Annotated in this window: 14 protein-coding genes; 7 read left to right on the top strand and 7 right to left on the bottom strand. The window is 59.6% G+C overall.

The window, feature by feature from the left end; all coding sequences use genetic code 11:
- Positions 1 to 15: 15 nt before the first annotated feature.
- The 5 genes from K328_RS0101480 to K328_RS0101460 all read right to left on the bottom strand — a co-directional run bounded on the left by K328_RS0101480 (position 16) and on the right by K328_RS0101460 (position 4,887).
- Positions 16 to 753 (bottom strand): TlyA family RNA methyltransferase, encoded by a 738-nt coding sequence (locus tag K328_RS0101480; protein WP_028464448.1) that lies wholly within the window; start codon positions 751 to 753, stop codon positions 16 to 18.
- A 6-nt stretch (positions 754 to 759) separates the two neighbouring features.
- A complete protein-coding gene (gene dxs / locus K328_RS0101475) occupies positions 760 to 2,679 on the bottom strand; it encodes a 1-deoxy-D-xylulose-5-phosphate synthase (protein WP_028464447.1) in 1,920 nt (639 codons plus the stop codon).
- Positions 2,680 to 2,701: 22 nt separating this feature from the next.
- The gene (locus K328_RS0101470) at positions 2,702 to 3,589 is read right to left on the bottom strand and encodes a polyprenyl synthetase family protein (protein ID WP_028464446.1); all 888 of its coding nucleotides are present in this window, start codon (positions 3,587 to 3,589) and stop codon (positions 2,702 to 2,704) included.
- Positions 3,590 to 3,629: 40 nt separating this feature from the next.
- On the bottom strand, positions 3,630 to 3,878 hold the full coding sequence (locus K328_RS0101465) for an exodeoxyribonuclease VII small subunit (protein WP_028464445.1): 249 nt from the start codon (positions 3,876 to 3,878) through the stop codon (positions 3,630 to 3,632).
- Between the two features lie 79 nt (positions 3,879 to 3,957).
- Positions 3,958 to 4,887, bottom strand: a complete 930-nt coding sequence (locus K328_RS0101460) for a histone deacetylase family protein (RefSeq protein ID WP_028464444.1) — start codon at positions 4,885 to 4,887, stop codon at positions 3,958 to 3,960.
- A 248-nt stretch (positions 4,888 to 5,135) separates the two neighbouring features.
- On the opposite strand from K328_RS0101460, the gene K328_RS0101455 reads away from it, so the two are divergent.
- The 5 genes from K328_RS0101455 (at position 5,136) to K328_RS22070 (ending at position 12,836) form a co-directional block, all read left to right on the top strand.
- Complete coding sequence (locus tag K328_RS0101455) at positions 5,136 to 6,263, top strand: efflux RND transporter periplasmic adaptor subunit (protein WP_084608040.1); 1,128 nt, start codon at positions 5,136 to 5,138, stop codon at positions 6,261 to 6,263.
- Between the two features lie 4 nt (positions 6,264 to 6,267).
- Complete coding sequence (locus tag K328_RS0101450) at positions 6,268 to 9,477, top strand: efflux RND transporter permease subunit (RefSeq protein WP_028464442.1); 3,210 nt, start codon at positions 6,268 to 6,270, stop codon at positions 9,475 to 9,477.
- Between the two features lie 253 nt (positions 9,478 to 9,730).
- Positions 9,731 to 10,987: a pentapeptide repeat-containing protein gene (locus tag K328_RS0101445; RefSeq protein ID WP_028464441.1), complete on the top strand. Its 1,257-nt coding sequence runs from the start codon at positions 9,731 to 9,733 to the stop codon at positions 10,985 to 10,987.
- A 157-nt stretch (positions 10,988 to 11,144) separates the two neighbouring features.
- The gene (locus K328_RS0101440; protein WP_028464440.1) at positions 11,145 to 11,498 is read left to right on the top strand and encodes a hypothetical protein; all 354 of its coding nucleotides are present in this window, start codon (positions 11,145 to 11,147) and stop codon (positions 11,496 to 11,498) included.
- 87 nt (positions 11,499 to 11,585) lie between these two features.
- Positions 11,586 to 12,836, top strand: a complete 1,251-nt coding sequence (locus K328_RS22070; protein ID WP_036553027.1) for a pentapeptide repeat-containing protein — start codon at positions 11,586 to 11,588, stop codon at positions 12,834 to 12,836.
- A gap of 6 nt (positions 12,837 to 12,842) precedes the next feature.
- On the opposite strand, the gene K328_RS0101430 is transcribed toward K328_RS22070, so the two are convergent.
- Positions 12,843 to 13,907 carry a threonine aldolase family protein gene (locus K328_RS0101430; RefSeq protein WP_028464439.1) on the bottom strand — a complete coding sequence of 355 codons (1,065 nt, stop codon included), beginning with the start codon at positions 13,905 to 13,907 and terminating at the stop codon, positions 12,843 to 12,845.
- A 107-nt stretch (positions 13,908 to 14,014) separates the two neighbouring features.
- Here K328_RS0101430 and K328_RS22065 point away from each other — a divergent pair, with 107 nt between their 5' ends.
- Positions 14,015 to 14,428 (top strand): DUF4870 family protein, encoded by a 414-nt coding sequence (locus tag K328_RS22065; RefSeq protein ID WP_051284283.1) that lies wholly within the window; start codon positions 14,015 to 14,017, stop codon positions 14,426 to 14,428.
- A 2-nt stretch (positions 14,429 to 14,430) separates the two neighbouring features.
- On the opposite strand, the gene K328_RS22060 is transcribed toward K328_RS22065, so the two are convergent.
- Positions 14,431 to 14,958 carry a GNAT family N-acetyltransferase gene (locus K328_RS22060; RefSeq protein ID WP_051284281.1) on the bottom strand — a complete coding sequence of 176 codons (528 nt, stop codon included), beginning with the start codon at positions 14,956 to 14,958 and terminating at the stop codon, positions 14,431 to 14,433.
- Between the two features lie 460 nt (positions 14,959 to 15,418).
- Between K328_RS22060 and K328_RS0101415 the strand changes: the two genes are divergently transcribed.
- Positions 15,419 to 17,074 (top strand): ABC transporter substrate-binding protein, encoded by a 1,656-nt coding sequence (locus tag K328_RS0101415; RefSeq protein ID WP_051284279.1) that lies wholly within the window; start codon positions 15,419 to 15,421, stop codon positions 17,072 to 17,074.
- Positions 17,075 to 17,186 lie beyond the last annotated feature (112 nt).

Genomic DNA, 17,186 nt, shown 5'->3' with positions numbered 1-17,186 from the left:
ACAAAAACGAGCCTATCACGGTTTTTCCGCAGCAATTAAAAATTCCTGATTTCCATCATTTCCGAATATCGGCGACTCCGCCTGCCCCGAAAGCGTCCATCCGGCATCGTTTTCGAGCCAGCTCACGACATCCCGAAGAGCATCGGCCCGCGCCGCCTCATCCCGGACAATCCCGCCCTTACCGATGCGAGCCGCCCCGACCTCAAATTGTGGTTTCACCAGCGCTACCAGCTGCCCCCCCGGTGCAGCGCAGGCCAGCGCCATAGGTAGTGCCAGCCTGAGAGAGATGAAGCTGACGTCGGAAACAACCAGTCCTACCGGCTCCCCAATCATCTCAGGCTGAAGATATCGCGCGTTCAGACGTTCGTAGACATGAACTCGTTCATCCTCGACCAGACGCGGAATCAGCTGACCGTGGCCGACATCGACGGCATGCACCCGGAGCGCCCCCCGGTCCAGCAACACATCAGTGAAACCGCCGGTTGATGCCCCGATATCGAGGCAGACCAGCCCGGCCGGGTCGATGTTGAAAATATCGAGCGCATGTTCAAGTTTCAGTCCAGCGCGCGACGCCCATTTGAGCGCCCCGTCATCGAGCTTGATAATGTGGGCTTCGGTTGTTTTCGCCGCGGGCTTGATCACGGTGACACCGTCGACCGTCACCTGTCCCGCCTCGATCAGATGCCGGGCCCTGCTTCGGCTTTCGGCAAGCCCCCGCTCAACCAGGGCAAGGTCGAGACGTTCCGATGCCATGGCCGGTCAGGCGCGGACCGGCGCCGAAGCCTGGTCAACACCGAGTGCACCGAGGACCGTTGTCACGATGGCAGCGGCATCGAGCCTGGCCTCGTGATATTGCTTCTCCGGAGTGTCATGATCGAGGAAACGGTCCGGCAGCACCATCGGGCGCACCTTCAATCCGGAGTCGAGCAAGCCGTCCTCGGCCAGAGCATGCAGCACCTGGCTGGCAAAGCCGCCGATGCTGCCTTCCTCGATACAGACCAGCACCTCATGCTCGGCTGCAAGGCGACGCAACAGGTCCCGATCGATTGGTTTGGCGAACCGGGCATCGGCCACGGTGGCAGACAGGCCACGCGTGGAAAGCTCGTCGGCTGCCGTGAGGCATTCCTGAAGCCTGCACCCGAGAGACAGCAGCGCGACATTAGAGCCTTCGCGGACAATCCGGCCTTTGCCGATTTCCAGCAAATCGCCGCGCGCAGGAAGCTCGACACCGACACCCTCCCCGCGCGGGAAGCGGAAGGCACTCGGCCGATCGTCGATTGCAGCGGATGTTGCCACCATGTGCGTCAACTCGGCCTCGTCAGACGGCGCCATCAGGACGAAGTCCGGCAGGCAGCCCAGATAGGCGAGATCGAATGCCCCGGCGTGGGTCGCGCCATCGGCGCCGACCAACCCGGCCCGGTCAATGGCAAAGCGCACCGGCAGTTTCTGGATCGCCACGTCGTGAATGACCTGGTCATAGCCGCGTTGCAGGAAGGTCGAATAGATCGCAACGAACGGCTTCATGCCCTCGCAAGCCATACCGGCGGCGAAGGTGACAGCGTGCTGTTCGGCAATGCCAACGTCGAAACTGCGCTCCGGGAAGGCCTTGGAGAACTTGTCGATCCCGGTTCCCGACGGCATGGCGGCAGTCACCGCGACGATACGGTCATCCGCCTCGGCTTCCTTGATCAGCGAGTCAGCGAAAACCGACGTGTAATTCGGCGCGTTCGAGACCGGCTTCTTCACTTCGCCCGTAACCACGTCGAATTTCGGCACGGCGTGATACTTGTCCGCCGCCTGCACACCGAACGGATGGCCTCGGCCCTTCTCCGTCACCACGTGGAGCAGCACCGGACGGTCCCGCTTCATGTCCCGCACATTGCGCAGAACGGGCAGTAGATGGTCCAGATTATGCCCGTCGACCGGGCCGACATAGTAGAAGCCGAGTTCCTCGAACAGCGTGCCGCCGGTGACCATGCCCCGAGCAAACTCTTCGGCTTTACGGGCGGTTTCTTCCATCGGCTTCGGCAGGTGCTGGGCGATCTGCTTCGCCAGCTCCCGCATGCTGCGATAAGGCTTGGAGGAAATCAGTTGCGAAAGATGGGCGCTGAGCGCGCCGACCGGTGGTGCGATCGACATGTCGTTGTCGTTCAGCACCACGATCATCCGGTTTTTCAGCGCCCCGGCATTGTTCATCGCCTCGTAGGCCATACCCGCGCTCATCGCGCCGTCACCGATCACGGCAACGACATTGAAGTCGTCTTCCTTCAGATCCCGCGCCACGGCCATGCCGAGCCCGGCGGAGATCGAGGTTGAGCTGTGCGCGGCACCGAACGGATCGTATTCACTCTCCGAGCGCCTGGTGAAACCGGAAAGTCCGCCCGCCTGACGCAACGTGCGGATACGATCCCGGCGGCCGGTCAGGATTTTATGCGGATAAGCCTGGTGGCCGACATCCCAGATCACCTTGTCTCGCGGTGTCTCGAAAACGTTATGGATCGCGACCGTCAGTTCGACCACGCCGAGTCCAGCCCCGAGATGACCGCCGGTGACGGAAACAGCGTCAATGGTCTCCCGGCGCAGATCGTCCGCGAGTTGCTTGAGCTGCGCATCGGTCAGCGTGCGAGAGTCAGCCGGTAGTGTGACTCTGTCCAGAATCGGGGTTCTGCGTTCGGTCATGGGTCCAATTCAGCCCTGGGGCTCAGTGCGTGCGGTCGACCACGTAAGCGGCTACCTGTTTCAGAAGGTCTGCCCGCTCACCGAATAAATCAAGGGTGCGCGCCGCTTGTTCAGCCAGCAGCCGGGCCTGCGACCGGGCTCGTTCGACACCGAGAATGGAAACGAAGGTCGCTTTTCCGGCGGCGCCATCCTGGCCGACTGGCTTGCCTGTCGTGTTGGAATCTCCAACTTCGTCAAGCAAATCGTCTGCAATCTGGAAGGCGAGCCCCAGTTCCTGGGCGAAGGAATGCAGGGCATGGATGTGACGCTCGGACGCATGCCCCATGATCGCGCCGGCTGTGGCGGCAAAGGCGAAAATCGCGCCGGTCTTCATCCGCTGCATGCGGGTGATGGCGCCGATATCCAACTCATGGTCTTCCGCAAGCAGATCGATCATCTGGCCGCCGACCATACCTTCTCCGCCAGCCGCATTCGCAAGCCCGGCGACCAGTTCTGAACGTACGAATGCATCGGAGCTGGTTTCTTCCGCCGCCAAAACCTCGAATGCCAGCGCCTGTAATCCATCGCCAGCCAGAATGGCTGTCGCCTCATCGAATTTTTTGTGGCAGCTCGGCCTGCCGCGGCGCAGGGCACTGTCGTCCATCGCCGGCAGATCGTCATGGATCAGCGAGTAGCAATGCAGGAACTCGACAGCCGCGCCGACCCGAAGAGCGCACCGTTCATCGACGGCGAACATCTTGGCCGATTGCGCAACGATGAACGGCCGCAACCGCTTGCCGCCGCCAAGGCTGGAATAACGCATGGCCTGGAACACCCGTGCCTCGGCGTCATCCGCTTTCGGCAGCAGGAAATCCATTACGCGCTCAACTTCGCGCGCGGTCGTTGCCATCGCGTCTTTAAGCTGGGTCATAAGCGGCGGTGATCCTGATCAATGTCGGAAAAATTGAAGCTCACGCTTCGAACGGTTCGGCAGACACGGCGCCGTCAGCATCCGATTTCCGGATCTTTTCGACCTTCATGCGCGCTTCGTCCAGCTTCTTCTGGCAATGGGATTTCAGCTCCGCCCCACGCGCATACGCGTTGATGGCGTCGTCCAAAGTCCCGTTCCCGGATTCAAGCTTGCCGACGATCTCTTCAAGCTGCGTCAGGGCCTCTTCGAAGCTGAGGCCTTTGATTTCGGGGGATGGTGTCTCGCTCACGTCGGTCTCCTTCGGGCCAGTGCCCGACAATAGGCGCGGGACGCCCCCGATACAAGGGAGCCCCGCCCGCTTTTCGATGTCAGGCGGCACTCATCAAAGTGCGCACATGAGCCGCCGCCGATTCTGCCAATGCCTCAAGGTCATAACCGCCCTCAAGCGTGGAGACGATCTTGCCGTCGCAGACAAGATCAGCCACCCGCATGAGCTCCTCGGTCACCCAGGAAAAGTCCTCTTCCGTCAGGCAGAGCGAGGCCAGAGGATCATCTATATGGGCATCAAACCCAGCAGAGATCATCAACAGTTCCGGCTGGAATTCGATCAGGGCCGGGGAAATGATTTCAGTGATGGCCGCCCGGAATTGCTCGCTACCGGACATCGGTGGCAACGGCACATTCACGATATTGCCGACACCGCGCTCGCTCTGATGGCCTGTGCCGGGAAACAGCGGCGACTGATGCGTCGATGCATAGAACACACCGCCATCCGCTTCGAAGATCGCCTGCGTCCCATTGCCGTGATGCACATCGAAATCGACAATCGCAACGCGTCGGAGTCCGTGCGCCGCGCGGGCATGCTCTGCTCCGACGGCAATCTGGTTGAAGAAGCAAAAGCCCATCGGCGTGCGCGGCTCGGCATGATGTCCGGGCGGACGCATGGCGCAGAATGCATTCTGCGCCTCACCGCCAAGCACGGCGTCAACCGCTGCGCAAACCGCCCCGGAGCTGCGCAGGATAGCATCGCCGGTGCCGGGTGACATCACCGTGTCACCGTCAATCGACCGCTCGCCAGTCTCGGGCACGGCCTCCAGGATCGCTTCCACATAGTCGAGAGGATGTGCCCTGGCGATCTGTTCAACGGAGGCTTTGGGTGCCTCCCGACGCTCCAGCCCGTTGAACTCCTCGGCGGACAACGCAGTCAGCACGGATTTCAGGCGCGCCGGATGTTCCGGATGCATGCGTCCCGGGTCATGTCCAAAACTATCCGCATGGGTATACAGAATTGTCCCCACGTCGTTTCTCCCCCAACTTTTTCCGGTCACCAGCGACGGATTTTATCTCGTCCTTCGTTCTTACCAAGAAGGTCGGAGTTCCATCCAGCAACAACTTGTCGAGATGCGTACCGATCGCTCGTTGATTTATTTGCGATTGGTATAGATACCCGGCAAAATAGACATATCTTCGCTACCTCCAGAGCAACCAGTCTTGATTTCACCGACGCGGATCTCGTGACTTCTTGGCATCAGAAGGCGTGCGCTAAATGCCAGCAATGTTGATAAACCTGCCTCGAGTCCTTCTCTGCGCGGTGCTCGCGGCCACGCTGACCATCGGCATGTCAGACCTTGCCCGCGGGCAAGGAAAGGCCAGCCCCGTAGAGGTCGACAAGGTCAGCGAAGAGTCCCTTACTCAGACAGCTCCATTTACGGCACAGTTCGTCGCCGTCCAGCTCGGCCCCGTCGCGACCCGGATTTCTGAGCGGGTCGCCGACGTTACGGTCCGAGCGGGCGAGCGGGTCGAGAAAGGCGCCATACTGGCCCGGCTTTCCGACAACAGGCTGCGGGCGGAACGGCAGCTGCGGGCATCGGAGCTGAAGAAAGCGGAAGCCCAGCGCGAGCGAGCAACGGCGAACCGGGCCAAAGCTCAACAAGCCCTGGCTCGGACCGAGCAATTGCGCGGCTCCAATGCTTTTCGCAAAAACGCCCTGGAAGATGCACAACGCGACCTGGAAGCCGCGATCGCCAGTTCCACGGAGGCCGAAGCGGAAACCGAACGGGCGCGAGCTGACTTAAACCTGGCTGAAATCGCCCTCGCCGACGCCTCGATCCGCGCGCCCTATCACGGCGTAGTTTTGGCCCGGCACGTCGTCGCGGGCGGCTATGTCCAGGCAGGCGATGCCATCGTCACCCTGATGAATGACAAGGACCTGGAGATCGAGGCCGATGTCCCTGCACAGAGGCTCTCCGGCCTGCATCCCGGGGCTCCGGTTAAAGCCGTGCTGCAAAACGGGCAGACGCTGACTGTCGAGGTGAGAGCGGTCATTCCGGAGGAAAACCCGCGCACCCGCAGCAGGGCCGTCCGGTTCTCGGCGAGCTTGCCAGAAGGCGCCACGCAAATTGCCGAAAACCAAAGCGTCACCGTTCACATTCCCATCGGCTTGGTGCGTCAGGTGATCAGCGTTCACAAGGATGCCCTGCTGCTGGATGGCCGTCAGCCCCGGGTCTATGTGGTGATCGACGGCAAGGTAGAAATGCGGCCGGTCACCATCGGCGAATCTCTCGGCAACCGGTTTGAAGTGTTGGATGGCCTGTCTGTTGGCGAGACCGTGGTGATCAAGGGCAACGAACGCCTGCGCCCCGGCGAGCCGGTAGCCGTCCAGGTCAAAGGCTGAGTCGATGGACACGCTGATCCGGTACTCGATCCAGCGACCCGTCGCGGTTCTGGCCATCGTCATGATGGTCGTGATGTTCGGTGTCGTTGCCCTGCAAAGCATCCCGATCCAGCTTGCTCCGGATGTGAACAGGCCGGTTATTACAATCACGACCAACTGGGGCGGAGCGGCCCCCGCCGAGATTGAACGCGAAGTCGTCAACCGTCAGGAAGACGAACTGCGCGGTATCGAAGCGCTGGAATCGATGATTTCCAGCTCCGAGGACGGACGCGGCCGCATCACGCTGGAATTCTCCCCCGGCACCGATATGGACAAGTCGCTGCTGCTCGTCTCCAACCGACTGGACAGGGTCGGCAACTACCCGGACGAGGTGGACGAGCCGACATTCCAGACAGCCGGCTCCGAAGACAACGCCATCGCCTGGGCCGTGATCCTGCGCAAGGACGGAAACGACACACCGATCCACACATATGGCGATTTCGCCGAGGATTACGTTAAAGCCCGGATCGAGCGGATTTCAGGGATCGGCGAAGCCCGCATCTATGGCGGTGCAGAGCGCGAAATGCGGGTGGAAGTCGACCCGCAGTTGCTCGCCCAGTATCAGCTGACCATCCCGGATGTGCTTGCCTCCCTGCGCTCAGCCAATGCGTCGATCTCGGCCGGTGCTGTCGATGAGGGCAAGCGCCGCTATGTGGTCCGCACGGAAGGCGATTTCGAGAGCATGGAGAATGTGCGCGGCGTTGTGCTGCGCTCCATCGAGGATTCGATCTCCGGGCGGGTTGCCCGCGTCACCGTCTCGGACGTCGCCACAGTAAGCATGGGCCACAAGGACCCGGTTGCACGTATCCGGCAATTCGGGACACCTGCGCTCGCGGTACCGATGTACCGGGAGACCGGTGCGAACGTGATCGAAGTCATGGCTGAGGTTCGCCGGGCGATCGGCGAGCTAAACGAGGGATACCTTGCCGCGCGGGATCTGAAGATGATCCAGGTCTATGACGAGACCACCTATATAGACTCGTCAATTGACCTGGTGCGCCAGAATATCTGGGTCGGCGGCATCCTGGCCGCGCTGGTGCTTTACCTGTTCCTGCGCAGTGGCAATGCCACGCTGGTGATCAGTCTGGCGATCCCGGTTTCCGTCATCGGGTCGTTCGTTGCCATGGCGGCACTCGGCCGCTCCATCAATGTCATCTCGCTGGCCGGCATTGCCTTCGCTGTCGGCATGGTGGTCGACGCCGCAATCGTCGTGCTGGAAAACATTTTCCGCCTGCGGCAGCTTGGCCACGAGCCAAATGAGGCTTCCTACCGTGGCGCCCAGCAGGTTTGGGGCGCGGTGCTGGTTTCCTCGCTGACCACGGTCATGGTGTTCATCCCGATCCTGGTGATGGAACTGGAAGTCGGGCAGTTGTTCCGGGATATCGCTGTTGCCATTTCCGTCGCGGTCTGCCTGTCGCTGGTGGTTTCCGCGACGGTCGTTCCTGCACTTGCGAGCCGCTTGCTGAAGAACGAGATCGGCGACCTGAGCGCAACCCGGCGCATTCCGGTGATCGACTCTTTTGCCCATGGCTTCCTGACCCTTGTCATGAAGCAGACCCGTGCCGTGGTTAAAAACCGCATCCTCGCCCTCACCGTCATTATCGGCATGACGGCCGGTAGCATCGTGGCAACCTGGGCCATGCTTCCCGAACTCGACTATCTGCCGGAAGGCAACCGGAATCTGGTTATCGGCTTCGTGAAGCCCCCGCCCGGCTACAATCTGGACACCATGTCCGAGATTGCCACCAAGCTTGAAAACGCGACCAAGCCGATCTGGGATTTCTCAGAAACGAAGAAAGTCATGGAGGATGGCACCCCGACCATGTCGCGGTTCTTCTTCGTCGCTTTTCGGGCCAATGTCATCGTCGGTGCCGCGGCAGCCGACCCGACCCGGGCAAAAGACCTGATACCGGTCCTCCGGCGCTCGTTATTCACGGAACCTGGAACATTCGGATTCTTCCGCCAGAGTTCTCTCTTCGGACGCGGTGTCGGGGGAACCAGCTCGATCGATCTCGATATTTCTGGCGGTGAGCTCGAAGGGCTGACGGAAATCGCCCAGAAGACCTTCTTCAGGGTCGGCAAGGCTTTCCCAAGGGATGAAGGCACGCAGATACGCCCCCTGCCATCCCTGTCGCTCGGCGCACCGGAAGTCCGTGTTGTGCCCGACCGTACGCTTCTTGCCGACAATGGTGTAACCGCCCGTGATCTCGGTTTCACGGTCGATGCCTATAACGATGGTATCCGTGTGGCAGAAATCACCGTGCAGGGCGAGCGTATCGACCTGACGCTGACTGGCCCCGAGAATCATATTCTGGAGACTCAAGGCATCTCTGACCTGCCTGTTGTCACGCGGGAAGGCAAGATCGTCCCCGCAGGTTCCCTCGCCAGCGTGGTGGTGACCACCGGCCCGACCGAGATCCGTCATGTCGGACGGGAGCGGACCATCACCCTTGTCGTCTCTCCTCCCTCCGGCATGCCGCTGGAAGCGGCATTGAACAAGATGCGGGACGAGGTGATCACGCCAATGGAAGATGCGGGCCTGCCGCCCGGCGTCAGCATCCGGATGTCCGGAACGGCCGACAAGCTGGCCCAGACCTGGAACGAAATGGTGCTCGACCTGGTGATGGCGCTGGTCATCGTCTATCTGGTCATGGCCGTACTGTTCGAGAGCTTCTTCTATCCGCTGGTGATTATCTTCTCGGTCCCCCTGGCCACTGCCGGCGGCGTGGTCGGACTGGCCACTCTCAATATCTTCATCCGGCAAAATCTCGACATGCTGACCCTGCTCGGCTTCGTCATCCTGATCGGGATTGTGGTGAACAACGCGATCCTGCTGGTGCACCAGACCCTGCACCACATACGCGAGGACGGCATGGAATCCGGCGCCGCGATTGTCGAGGCGACCCGAAATCGTATCCGGCCAATCTTCATGTCGACACTGACAAGCGTCCTCGGGATGCTCCCGCTTGTGGTGTTCCCCGGCGCCGGCTCGGAACTCTATCGCGGCCTCGGCTCCGTGGTGATCGGTGGCCTTTCCCTTTCAGCCGTGCTGACGCTCGCCATCATCCCACCCTTGCTATCGCTCTGCCTCAGCCTCGTGGAACCCGGAAAACAGACGCCGGGTGAATCCCCCAAACGCCAACCAGACGGCTCCGCCAGTCAAGCAGCCGAGTAAGGTCGTACCGACAAGCCTACAAATCCAAAGGGAAGCTCAAAAAACATCTGGAATTTTTGAATAAATTTTACCTACATTAATATCGGGTACTAAATGCACTGTTCCATTTGGGAATGCGAAGTTGCCCTTGGTTGCAGATTACCTCTTGGCGCTTCCACATATGCTCCCTGACGGCTATTGTTCTGTGTGGAATCAACACAGTTTTACAAACACTCAAGAAAGAGCGTCTTGATCATGGGCATGGTTCACTGAAATGACGCCTCAGGAAATCGCGAATATCCTGGACGAGCATGAAAAATGGCTGAGTCGCGCCCATAGCGGGTCTCGGGCCAATCTGGCGCGCGCCAATCTGGCCGGCTTCACGCTCGAAAAAGTGAATCTGAAATCTGCGAAAATGTCCGGCGCCAATCTGCAAAAAACCATCCTGGCAGGCAGCAATCTCAGCCATACGGACCTGTTCTGCGCTGTTTTGGACGGCGCCGATCTTCGGGATGCTGACCTTCAGAACGCGGATCTCCGTGGTGCATCCATCCGCAACGTCGCCTTCAAGGGCGCCAATCTTGTCGGCGCCGACTTCCGCGGCGGCACGCTGATGTTCGGCACCGATGATGACGAGGGCCAGCGGGACGGCCCTACTTCGAACCAACAAGGCGCCGATCTCAGCTATTCGGCCATGCCGAATGCCAGCCTGGCGGGCGCACAACTGGCCGGCGCTAACCTCTCCGGCGTAAACCTGCGCAAGGCAGACCTCAAAGGAGCCAATCTGTCCGGCTGTGTTCTGGTCGAGGCGGATCTTTCCGGTGCTGACTTGCAGGATGCCAATCTGTCTGGCGCCCTGCTCGACAATACAATCCTGAAACATGCCAATCTGTCAGGAGCCAATCTAGACGGGTGCGACCTGTCCGGAGCGGACGTGACCGGCGCCAATATGGTCCGTAACGAGGATTCGCTGCCTTTCGAAGTCCGCGAAGTCCTCAACATGCATTATGTCTGGATCCGGGAAGACGGACGTCTGGGTGACCGCGCTATCCTCAAGAATGCCGACCTCAGCTTCATCGACCTTGCGGCAGTCAACCTGTCCGGAGCGGACTTGCACGGGGCCAATATCAGCGGCGCAAATCTCTCGAACGTGCTGCTGGTTATGTCCGATTTGTCCAACACCAATCTGAAAGGGACCAACCTCAGCGGAGCAACCCTGGAAGGGATTAATCTCGCACATGCGGACCTGACCGATGCAGATCTTTCGCATGCCGTGATTGCGCCGGTCGATCTGAAAGATCAGAAAGGCCAGCTTACAGGGCGGAAATGGCCGGCCAACCTGTCCGGCACCAAGCTGGTGAATGCAAACCTCAAGGACGCTGATCTGAGGAACGCAAACCTCGCCGGGGCGGATCTTTCTGGTGCCGATCTCTCCGGCGCGGATCTGACACGGGCGAATTTGACGGACGCGATCTTTAAAACCGAGCAACTTGCAGACGCTAAAACCGATGAGAAAGTCGGCGACAGCTAATCTTGAAAAACCACGAAATCAAGCGGCACAACGACTTCGCACAGCCAGTTTCCAAGGAAATTCTTCTTGACCCTAGGGCATGGAAACGTGCGAATGCTTCGCTTGAACAAAACGTAATGTTTTACTCTACAGACTGGCCATTCGGGATTGCCCCGCATTGATTGATGAAGAGCAAAAAGCCGAGCAACTCACCAAGCTCAGCAACGAGATCGAAAAGCTTATTGATCGCGTCGCCGATGATGTGAGGGAGCAGAGAGGCGCGGAGGAGGAACGACGGGCGAGCGGATTCGTGATCTATCTGCTAAGGAATACGGAGAACGCGCCGTTTCAGACTCTTTTGCTCAAGAAAGTGGGTATCGCCACGAACGATATAGCCCAAACCCCGGGCTTCACCGCCCTCAAGGACTATTGCGAGCGCCTCAGCTTGCAGGCACGTGTCGAGGATGCCATCAGGCCGTCTCGTGAATTTATCAATCCGTGCCTTGGTATTATCGTGGACGGTTGGCCATGATCGTTGTTGAGCTGAACCGGACTTTCGGGGGGCTCTATACTGCCCGTTTATCGGCGACCCCATACTAATGGAAAGAAATCTGAGTCGATGACGCCGGACGATATCCTTAAAGCCATTGAGAGCCACGAACGCTGGCTGAAGCGAAAGCCGGGCGGCGTGCGCGCCGATCTGTCCGGCCTCGAGGTCACGGGCTTTCAGCTGGCACGCGTGAACCTGCAGTCGGCGCGTCTGTCAGGCGTCAATTTCGCAAACACGCTGCTGTCCGGCGCCGACCTCAGTTATGCAGACCTGTTTTGCGCCAATCTGGATGATTCGGACCTGACGAACGCTGTCCTGATGCGTGCCGATCTGCGCGGTGCGAGCATCCGGGGAGCAAATCTCGGTGGGGCCAATCTGAAGGAAGCCGACATGCGCGGCGGCGCCATCATCAACGACCTTACAGGCGAGCGGCCGACCTTTATCCGCGCCGATGCGTCCTCCTCGACCATGGATGACGCCGACATCAACAACGCCAATCTGTCCGGAACCAACCTGTCAGATTCCAGCATGATCGGCGCCAACCTGGAAAACACCCTGCTCTGCGGCGCAAACCTCAGCGGTGTGAACCTCGAGAATGCAAACCTGACAGGAGCGGATCTGTCCGGCGCCAACCTCGCGCATGCAAAGATTATCGGCGCGAATCTCAGAGGCGCGAACCTGCGCGGCGCCCTGATTTCAGAAACCAGCTTTGCCGGATCTGATCTCAGCAGCGCAATTCTTGAGCGGGTCAATCTTTCGACAGCAAATCTCAGCGGCGCCCAACTGGTGACAGAGTCCGGAGACCGCAGCCGCTCTCTCCGCGACATCGTCAACGATCATGAACTCTGGATACGCGAACAGGGACGCGGCGGCACCCGCGCGCAGCTCGCCGGAGCAAACCTGAAAGATGTCGATCTGAGCGATATCAACCTGTCCGGCGCGGACCTGCGCGACGTGGATTTGTCCGGCGCCAAGATGCGCCGCGCCCAACTGGTGATGACAGACCTCACCGGGGCCAAGCTCAACCGGGTCGATCTTCGGGATTCGGATCTCTCCGGCACGAAGCTGATTTCAGCCGACCTCACGGATGCACAGCTTAATGGCGCATTGCTTTATCCGGTGGAACTGAAGGACGCCAATGGGAATCCGACCGGACGGTTCTGGCCGTCCGACCTGGAAAGCGCCCTGCTCCGCAATGCCGATCTCTCAGGCGCCAAGTTCAAAGGTGCCAATCTGACCGGAGCAGACATGAAAGGTACCCGGACGGCCGGCACCCAGTTTACGGACACCGACCTTGAGCAGGCACTGACGGACGCCTGAGCCTGCTCAGGCCGCTTCCATCACAGCCTTGATCGCCGTCAATGCCTGCTCAATGCCGCTGCGAGTGACATCGATGTGGGTCACGGCGCGCATCCGGCGCGGTCCCATGGAGCCGATCCGCACCTTGTGCTCCCGCATCAAGCGCTCGGACAGCCCCGCCGCATCGAGAGCCGGTGCTGTCACATCGAAATACACCATGTTGGTCTCGATTTCGTCGACCGCAACGGACAAGCCCGGGATCGACGCAATTCCTTCGGCAAGGTAACGAGCGTTGGCGTGATCCTCGGCCAGCCGGTCGATATGGTGATCGAGAGCATAGACGCCGGCGGCAGCGATAATTCCAGCCTGCCGCATCGCTCCACCGAACTGATGCTTGAAGAGCCAGCTCCGATCGATGAATTCTGCACTGCCGGCCAGCACGCCCCCAACCGGGCAACCCAGACCCTTCGAAAGATCGATCCAGAGAGAGTCGCACAGAACACCATAGGCAGATGCCGGTGTACCGGACGCAACAACCGCGTTCAGCAGCCGCGCACCATCCATATGGACCTTGAGCCCGTGCCCGCGCGCGCAATTGGCAACTTCGGCAACGGTTTCGAGCGGCCAGACAGCGCCTCCGCCGAGATTGGCCGTATTCTCGATATTCACCAGTTTCTGGCGCTGACCGTGGTGGCCGCGCGGCGCACGAATGACGGTCTCCAGGTCGGCCGCATCGAAGATGCCGCGACGCCCCTTCAGGGTCCTCACCATTGCGCCGGCAAGAGCAGCAGGTCCGCCCGCCTCGAAATGCAGCGCATGTGCACTCTCTTCGAGGATGATCTCCTCTCCCCGGTCGACCCAGACCCTGTAGGCTATCTCGTTGCACATGGTTCCGGACGGAAGGAACATCGCGGCTTCCGTACCCAGCAAGGCAGCGACGCGCTCACACAGAATGTTTACGGTCGGGTCTTCCATCGCCTGCTCATTGCCAACTTCCGCCTCAGCCATGGCTTGCCGCATGGCAGCGGTCGGGCGCGAAACCGTGTCGCTGTAAAGATCAACGGCGGGACCTCTTCCTTCATTCGTTATCATTGCCACGCTTCCTCTTCCTGCCACCCCCGCGACGGGCTATTGAATGATCAAGTCACCGGGACAACGTTAAGGGCTGGCCCCCGACAGGGAAAGGAACAGGACTGCACATGGCCGAAACAAATCCGAACAACGGCAATCAGGTGGCCCGGCAGCGCCCGCTCCCTTTCTCCCTTGAGCTCTCGGAGAACGACCGGCTCGCTGTGCATATCGTCTATGGGCTCTATGGTGCAGCGATCGTCTTCGGCCTGCCGTCGGTTCTCGGAGTCATTCTCGCATATCTGAAACGCCGGGATCTGGACGGAACAGATCTGGAGGGGCACATCACCTGGCAGATCCGCACCTTCTGGATACAGGCAATCATTTACGTTCTCGCCTTCGCTCTAGCGGCGACTTGGATACTTCTACCCTTTGCCTGGCTAGTTGGCTTCCTTGGTTGGCTCTGGTTCGTTTACCGAGTGGTTAAAGGATGGATCCGACATTCGAACGATCATCCCATAAAGGATCCTTACGCCCTGTTCTGATCCTACTTGGTGTTCCCTGACGTAACGTCCCCCAGCGCGATATTCCCGGTCAGATCCATCGCCAACAGAGACACTTCCTTGGTCCCGCCTTCCGTTTCCTGACGGCCGACCTCTGTGAAGCCAATTGCATGGTGAAAGCGGAGAGAACCCTCGTTTGACGGCCGCACATTGACTTCGCAAGTCAGCCGCTCGGCCCGGCCCGCCGCGAATTTTGCAAAATCCTCATAGAGTTTTCGCCCGACGCCCAGTCCACGTGCTGCAGGCGAGACCACGATCCGGTCCACATAAAGAAATGACGCATACCTGTCCCCAAACCATCGATAGTTGAGGCTGTCATAGGGGCGTCCGGGCAGGAAGCCGATGAGGAAACCCGCAACCGTGTCACCGTCCCTGGCGACGCGAAAATAATCCGCCGTCTCCAAGAACCAGATAAAACCGCTATTATCGATACTGTTGACGTGCGGAATCTCGGCTTCGTTCAAAATTCCGACGAGGGCTAAATCTTCTCTCAGAGCGTCTTCTACGCGCATTCTACGTCCTTTTTTGAACAGTTGCGGAACGGCGGAATTCCGCGCTCACACCAGTCGATTCGGTTCTCCGGCACACTCGATGTCGCTAATAGATAAATTCTTTGACATCGGCATTAGCCGTTGCTCATGATGACTATTAATTAACGAAACGTAGCGTCTTCATGGCTATTCGAACATGAATGTTTGCCGTGCTGACAGTGTTGAATCTGCGTTCGCAGTCGAACAGTGAGAGTAATATAAAAATGAACAAAGCTCGCTCACACGTTCGATTTCAATGGATCTGAACAGGAGGCGAAATACCGGCAGGAATGTTCCGATTGCCTTGAACGCCTGCTCCAGCGTTATTTAGCACTACTGGCCATCAAATGTTCTACAAACGACACTTTGCCTGTCGTTTTGAGAGCATTAAGATCCGCGCCAAGCGTGCTCCGGCGCACCATTACAAAACTGGGAGACAAAAATGAACAGGGAATTCAAAGACCGTTCCGGACGGCCGCTGCACCATATGGTCAGCAGCTGGGCGACCGACACGAAAAAAGGCAAGATGGACCGGCGCGAATTCCTCGCGCTTGCCAGCGCGTTCGGCGCGACAACGGCAACCGCTTACGGCCTGCTCGGCATGGCGGCACCCAGCACAGCGCAGGCCGCTGGAAAGAAGGGCGGCACGCTGAAGGTTTCCATGTCTGTTCGCCGTGTGGTTGATCCCCGGATCTTCGACTGGTCGGAAATGGGCAATGTCGCGCGGCAGGTTTGTGAGAACCTGGTGTCCTATACATCGGCTTACACTTTCGAGCCCGCGCTGCTTGAAGGCTGGGAAGTCAACGACACCGCGACCGAATATGTCCTCAAGGTCCGCAAGGGCGTTACCTGGAACAATGGCGACGCGTTCGATGCGGATGACGTCATCTTTAACATCACCCGCTGGTGCGAAAAGGACGTCGAGGGTAACTCGATGGCCGGCCGCATGGCGACCATGATCGATCCTGCCACCAACAAGGTACTCGACGGCGCCATCACCAAGGTCGACAGCCACACCGTCAAGCTCACCCTGCCGAAGCCGGACATCAGCATCATCCCGGGTATGACCGACTATCCGGCGCTGATCGTGCATCGCGACTTCGACAAGAACGGTGCAGATCTGTCCAAGGCTCCGGTCGGCACAGGCCCGTTTGAGCTGGACTCGCTCGAAGTTGGTGTATCCGCCCGCTGCGTGCGGCGCAAGGATGGCAAATGGTGGGGTGGCGAGGCCTATCTCGACGCCATCGAATGGACCGATTACGGCACCGATCCGGCGGCCGAGGTCGCAGCCTTCGAAGCAGGCGACGTCCACGTCAACTACCAGACCACGGCGGATTTCGTCGAAATTCTCGACAGCCTGGACCTGAAGAAGTCGGAAGCGATCACCGCGGCGACCATCGTTGCCCGCATGAACGTCTCCAACAAGCCTTATGACGATGTTCGCGTTCGTCAGGCTCTTCAGCTTGCCGTCGATAATTCCATCGTCCTGCAGATCGGGTATGGCGGAGCCGGCAGCGTGGCCGAAAACCACCATGTCGGACCGATGCATCCGGAATACTTCAAGCTGCCGATGATCAAGCGGGATCCGGAAGCAGCGAAAAAGCTTCTGGCAGATGCCGGTCAGTCCGATTTCGAGCATGAGCTGATCTCCATCGACGATGACTGGCGGAAGAACACCACCGACGCCATCGCCGCCCAGATCCGCGACGCCGGGATCAAGATCAAGCGGACGATCATTCCGTCATCTTCGTTCTGGAACAACTGGACGAAGTATCCGTTCTCGACGACCAACTGGAACATGCGCCCGCTCGGCGTGCAGGTTCTGGCGCTGGCCTATCGCTCGGGCGAAGCCTGGAACGAAGCCGGCTGGTCCGATCCAGAATTCGACAAGACGCTCGAAGAGGCCCTGTCGATTGCCGATGCCGACAAGCGGCGCGCAGTGATGGAGAAGCTGGAAAAAACGCTCCAGGATGCGGGCATTATCATCCAGCCTTACTGGCGGGCGCTCTACAAGCACATGGCCGAGTCCGTTCAGGGCGATGCGATGCACCCGACCTTCGAGATGCATTTCGAAAAAGTCTGGCTCGACGAAGCCTGATCCGACATTAACGAGCCCGCCCCGGCCTGGACCGGGGCGGGCTTTTAACTCCCGAAAAGGGAGAAGAATAAGGGCAAACAAGGCCCGCCCGGAACGGGGCACACGGGGGCAA

Origin of the sequence: Nisaea denitrificans DSM 18348 (genome assembly GCF_000426505.1) — a bacterium.
Lineage (GTDB): Bacteria > Pseudomonadota > Alphaproteobacteria > Thalassobaculales > Thalassobaculaceae > Nisaea > Nisaea denitrificans.
Note: the sequence above shows the minus strand (reverse complement) of the source record. Positions and strands in the feature narration are given on the sequence as shown.

Excerpts from the sequence above, each read along its gene's own strand:
- K328_RS0101480 (WP_028464448.1), bottom strand. The coding sequence starts at position 753 with ATGGCATCGGAACGTCTCGACCTTGCCCTGGTTGAGCGGGGGCTTGCC.
- dxs (WP_028464447.1), bottom strand. The coding sequence starts at position 2,679 with ATGACCGAACGCAGAACCCCGATTCTGGACAGAGTCACACTACCGGCT.
- K328_RS0101470 (WP_028464446.1), bottom strand. The coding sequence starts at position 3,589 with ATGACCCAGCTTAAAGACGCGATGGCAACGACCGCGCGCGAAGTTGAG.
- K328_RS0101455 (WP_084608040.1), top strand. The coding sequence starts at position 5,136 with ATGCCAGCAATGTTGATAAACCTGCCTCGAGTCCTTCTCTGCGCGGTG.
- K328_RS0101450 (WP_028464442.1), top strand. The coding sequence starts at position 6,268 with ATGGACACGCTGATCCGGTACTCGATCCAGCGACCCGTCGCGGTTCTG.
- K328_RS0101445 (WP_028464441.1), top strand. The coding sequence starts at position 9,731 with ATGACGCCTCAGGAAATCGCGAATATCCTGGACGAGCATGAAAAATGG.
- K328_RS22070 (WP_036553027.1), top strand. The coding sequence starts at position 11,586 with ATGACGCCGGACGATATCCTTAAAGCCATTGAGAGCCACGAACGCTGG.
- K328_RS0101430 (WP_028464439.1), bottom strand. The coding sequence starts at position 13,907 with ATGATAACGAATGAAGGAAGAGGTCCCGCCGTTGATCTTTACAGCGAC.
- K328_RS22065 (WP_051284283.1), top strand. The coding sequence starts at position 14,015 with ATGGCCGAAACAAATCCGAACAACGGCAATCAGGTGGCCCGGCAGCGC.
- K328_RS22060 (WP_051284281.1), bottom strand. The coding sequence starts at position 14,958 with ATGCGCGTAGAAGACGCTCTGAGAGAAGATTTAGCCCTCGTCGGAATT.
- K328_RS0101415 (WP_051284279.1), top strand. The coding sequence starts at position 15,419 with ATGAACAGGGAATTCAAAGACCGTTCCGGACGGCCGCTGCACCATATG.